Annotated in this window: 8 protein-coding genes and 1 pseudogene; all 9 read left to right on the top strand. The window is 37.3% G+C overall.

The features are described 5' to 3' along the window. On the top strand, nt 1-122 hold a 122-nt coding region (locus PX481_RS27050; RefSeq protein WP_288097032.1), incomplete at its 5' end, for a transposase. 220 nt (nt 123-342) lie between these two features. Further along, nucleotides 343-561: a type II toxin-antitoxin system HicB family antitoxin gene (locus PX481_RS27055; RefSeq protein ID WP_002762144.1), complete on the top strand. Its 219-nt coding sequence runs from the start codon at nt 343-345 to the stop codon at nt 559-561. A 2-nt stretch (nt 562-563) separates the two neighbouring features. After that, entirely contained in the window at nt 564-806 is a 243-nt protein-coding gene (locus PX481_RS27060) for a DUF4926 domain-containing protein (protein WP_002762146.1), read from the top strand. A gap of 32 nt (nt 807-838) precedes the next feature. Next, nucleotides 839-976: pseudogene (locus PX481_RS27065) on the top strand (element excision factor XisH family protein); the annotation flags it as partial. Then, nucleotides 964-1,299, top strand: coding sequence for a XisI protein (locus PX481_RS27070; protein ID WP_002762148.1), 336 nt, complete (start codon nt 964-966; stop codon nt 1,297-1,299). The pseudogene PX481_RS27065 and the gene PX481_RS27070, both read left to right, overlap by 13 nt. A 96-nt stretch (nt 1,300-1,395) precedes the next feature. After that, nucleotides 1,396-1,635: a DUF2283 domain-containing protein gene (locus tag PX481_RS27075; RefSeq protein WP_002762150.1), complete on the top strand. Its 240-nt coding sequence runs from the start codon at nt 1,396-1,398 to the stop codon at nt 1,633-1,635. Between the two features lie 108 nt (nt 1,636-1,743). After that, the gene (locus PX481_RS27080) at nt 1,744-2,058 is read left to right on the top strand and encodes a DUF433 domain-containing protein (RefSeq protein WP_002753976.1); all 315 of its coding nucleotides are present in this window, start codon (nt 1,744-1,746) and stop codon (nt 2,056-2,058) included. Further along, nucleotides 2,048-2,383 carry a DUF5615 family PIN-like protein gene (locus PX481_RS27085; RefSeq protein ID WP_002762152.1) on the top strand — a complete coding sequence of 112 codons (336 nt, stop codon included), beginning with the start codon at nt 2,048-2,050 and terminating at the stop codon, nt 2,381-2,383. Before PX481_RS27080 ends, PX481_RS27085 begins: the two co-directional genes overlap by 11 nt. A 431-nt stretch (nt 2,384-2,814) precedes the next feature. Then, on the top strand, nt 2,815-3,066 hold the full coding sequence (locus PX481_RS27090) for a hypothetical protein (RefSeq protein WP_288026529.1): 252 nt from the start codon (nt 2,815-2,817) through the stop codon (nt 3,064-3,066). Nucleotides 3,067-3,113: the final 47 nt, after the last annotated feature.

The raw sequence follows: 3,113 nt of genomic DNA on the forward strand, positions 1-3,113 counted from the left end.
CGAATGGGATGGTCGAGGGAATCAACAATAAACTTAAACTAATAAAACGGAGAGGCTATGGCTTTAGAAACTTTCGGAATTTTTGGGTTAGAAGTATGTTATCTTGGCATCTTGTATGTTGATTTAGCATAAAGGGTAACGAAGAGCCGAATCATTGAAAAGCCTTTGTCGAAATAGCCCACAAAATGAATCACTGCGATTGCGCTCTCAACTACTGCCAACAAGCGCTTGAATTATGCCAAGAATTGGGGATTACCTTGGTTAAAGAGTGTGAGGAACTGTTAGGGCAAATTCAGGTTACATTAGAAGAAGATTAGAAACCCTTGATCACCTATACCAACCATGAAAATTAAAGCGATTATTCATCCAGCCGAAGAAGGCGGTTATTGGGCGGAAGTTCCGGCCCTTCCAGGTTGCATCACGGAAGGCGATAGCCTAGAAGAAGTCACCCATAACTTAAAAGATGCGATCGAAGGATGGTTAGCCGTCGCTAATGAATCCTATCCACGCGGAAGATCAACTGTTAGAAATTGTCCAATGTTTATCCTCTTGACTAACTGATTATGAACAATATCCAAGACTATGATCTAGTTGCTTTAACCGAAGACATCACAGCAATCCACAAAACGACCCATCAGCCCATCCTTCTGCGTCGCGGACAAATGGGAACTGTTTTAATGTCTTTTAATCAGCAAGCTTTTCTGATTGATTTTACCGATCAAAACGGCCAAACCTTTGCGATGGAAACCGTTGATCACTCAAAACTTCTACGGCTGATCAGTGAACCTGAATTAGTCTCAGTCTAAGATAAAACTTTCGCCAACTTTTAGATAGAACTCTTTATCTTGCTATTCGGGAAAAAACTTTCAACAGCTTATTTCATCAAGAAATTGGTCAAATACTCCTTGAAGAAAAAACACTAAAACTAATTATCTTTAACCCTGACAATGAGGTAATCACCCAATGGATAAACTAAACCATTACCGCAAAATTATTCATCAGATTCTTGTCCCCTATAGCCAAATTATTTATAACAATGCGGACATTCAAAATCGTCTAGCTTTTGATCCTCAGAATGATCAATATCTCGTCATTTCAGAAGGTTGGCAACAGAATCAGCGTTATCATGATTGTCTGATTCATTTAGAAATTATTAACGAGAAAATTTGGGTACAATGTGACAACACCGAAGACGGTATCACCAAAGAATTACTAAGCGCAGGCATTGCTAAAGAAGATATTGTTTTGGGATTCCATGAACCTAAAATACGTCAATATACAGGCTTCGCTGTCGCTTAACTTTCAAATATGATGGACAATTCTCAAAACCGCAATCGCCGCCAAATGAATCACTATTAGAAGAAGATTAGAAACTCTTGATAACCCAAGTCAGCCATGAAAATCACCTACTTTCAGGATACGGATACTCTATACCTAGAGTTCAATAACAATCCTATTGTCGAGACTCAAGAAATCAATGAAAATACAAAATACAAAATACAAAATACCTTGGTCGATCTTGATCAGCAGGGGAATATTTGTGCAATCACCTTGGAACAGGCCAGAAGCTTAACGGATCTGAATGCTTTTTCCCTCGAAACTATTGTCGCGCCTCAATTAGCTTCAAGTTTATAAGAGTTGTCATAATAAAATTATTCTATAAACCTTGACGTGATATAATATATATAACATTTGGGCGCAGATTCCTTGTGACCCTATAATCGGACAAATTCGTTATTATCAATGACAACAACTTTAATCAATCACATTGAAATTACCCCAGAAACTTGTGGCGGTAAACCGCGCATCGCAGGTCATCGCATCAAAGTCCAAGATGTCGTTATTTGGCACGAACGCCTGGGAATGTCACCCGATGAAATTGTTTATCATTATCCCAGCATTACTTTAGCTGATGTTTACGCGGCCCTTTCTTACTATCACGATCACCTTGAAGAAATTAGACAACAAATCACAGATGATGATACCTTTGCCAAGGAAATGCAAGCTAAAACACCTTCTCTAGTCCAAGAAAAACTAAAAAAAATGAATGGGCAATAAAATTAAATTTCACCTTGATGAAAATGTAAGCTATAGCATTGCTCTTGGATTGCGCCAGCGAGGCCTTGATGTTACTACCACTCCAGAAGAAAATTTATTGGGGGTATCTGATGAAGTACAATTGCAATTTGCTTTATCCAATGGTCGCGTGATTTTTACTCAAGATACTGATTTTTTAAGAATCAATCAATCATCTATAACTCATGCAGGAATTGCTTACTGTCCCCAACAAAGTAAATCTATTGGTCAAATAATTCGAGGACTACTCTTAATCTGGGAAATTCTTGAACCCGAAGAAATGTATAATCACATAGAGTTTATATAGAACCGCATGAAAAAGTGAATTAGTATTTGGCAGATCGATAAAAATAATCAAAAAGCTAATTTTGTTACTCTTTACTACGATAAAATTAAGGAGTATGAATAATGCAACCCGTCCAACTTTTTCAACAAGTCAAATTATGTAGAGATGTCCCCGACACTATTTTTTAAAAAGGTGATCAGGGAACAATTATTGAATATTTACCTCCTAATGAACAACAATCAGAAGCAGGTTATCTCCTAGAAATGTTTGACAATAACGAAACCATTGACGTGATAGCGGTTCCCGTTTCTTGGATAAGTTCTATTAACTAACGATTAGCAAAAATTCAGGCTACATTAGAAGAAGATTAGAAACCCTTGATCACCTATACCAACCATGAAAATTAAAGCAATTCTCAAAATTTAACTTTTTATCCAAATAGGAGAAATTTCATGAGTACCACTATCAATCTTCAAATCACTTTTGAATCTCTAACCGAAGCGATTAAATCCCTTGACTTAACGCAAAAACAACAATTATTAGAAATACTAGAACAACAAATTTTTCAAGCAGAAGAAACTTCCTATCAAGACGACGAGGAAACCTTAGCAGGCAACATCTCAATAAATGCTGGTAAGGAAGCCGAAGTCAACCTAGAAAATGAACCCGCACTCGTGAGAAAGCATCGACTTAGGTTGCACTGAGGAAGAAAATCTGCTTTAACTAAGGATATGCTTCTTCCCATCGAGAG

The organism is Microcystis sp. M53603_WE2 (genome assembly GCF_030065435.1).

Excerpts from the sequence above, each read along its gene's own strand:
- PX481_RS27085 (WP_002762152.1), top strand. The coding sequence starts at position 2,048 with ATGGGCAATAAAATTAAATTTCACCTTGATGAAAATGTAAGCTATAGC.
- PX481_RS27070 (WP_002762148.1), top strand. The coding sequence starts at position 964 with ATGGATAAACTAAACCATTACCGCAAAATTATTCATCAGATTCTTGTC.
- PX481_RS27055 (WP_002762144.1), top strand. The coding sequence starts at position 343 with ATGAAAATTAAAGCGATTATTCATCCAGCCGAAGAAGGCGGTTATTGG.
- PX481_RS27090 (WP_288026529.1), top strand. The coding sequence starts at position 2,815 with ATGAGTACCACTATCAATCTTCAAATCACTTTTGAATCTCTAACCGAA.
- PX481_RS27080 (WP_002753976.1), top strand. The coding sequence starts at position 1,744 with ATGACAACAACTTTAATCAATCACATTGAAATTACCCCAGAAACTTGT.
- PX481_RS27060 (WP_002762146.1), top strand. The coding sequence starts at position 564 with ATGAACAATATCCAAGACTATGATCTAGTTGCTTTAACCGAAGACATC.
- PX481_RS27075 (WP_002762150.1), top strand. The coding sequence starts at position 1,396 with ATGAAAATCACCTACTTTCAGGATACGGATACTCTATACCTAGAGTTC.